Below are 421 nucleotides of genomic sequence, written 5' to 3' on the forward strand. Positions count from 1 at the left end.
CAACTAAAAAACACCTTCTCGATTGAAAAGGTGTTTTTATAATCCTTTAGTTTCTGTATAGTATTTGTTATACTATACTTATGAAAAGTTACGGAATAGATTTTAGAAAACGAGTTATTGCTTATGTAGAGACTGGTCATTCCAAAAAAGAAACGTGTCAGTTATTTGGCATTAGCACTAATACACTGTATCTTTGGGAGAAACAACTCAAAGAACTTGGGCATTTGGAGCGTCAAAAAAGGAAACCAAGCCCTCGCAAATTGCCATTGGACGAGTTAGAAGCCTTTGTTAGCCAATATCCAGATGCTTTCTTAAGGGAAATAGCAGAGCATTTTGACTGCAGTATTCCTTCAGTTTGGGCAGCCTTAAAAAAACTGAACATCACTTTAAAAAAAGACGACAACCTATAAAGAACAAGATA

1 protein-coding gene is annotated in these 421 nt (G+C 35.2%); it reads left to right on the plus strand.

What is annotated here, in order from left to right; translation table 11 throughout:
• Positions 1-80: 80 nt before the first annotated feature.
• The gene (locus tag EII23_RS12435) at positions 81-410 is read left to right on the plus strand and encodes an IS630 transposase-related protein (protein WP_124793569.1); all 330 of its coding nucleotides are present in this window, start codon (positions 81-83) and stop codon (positions 408-410) included.
• Positions 411-421: the final 11 nt, after the last annotated feature.

It is taken from the genome of Desulfovibrio sp. OH1186_COT-070 (genome assembly GCF_003860215.1).
GTDB lineage: Bacteria > Desulfobacterota > Desulfovibrionia > Desulfovibrionales > Desulfovibrionaceae > Desulfovibrio.

What these genes read in the sequence shown, in the direction of transcription:
- EII23_RS12435 (WP_124793569.1), top strand. Translation starts at nt 81, where the DNA reads ATGAAAAGTTACGGAATAGATTTTAGAAAACGAGTTATTGCTTATGTA.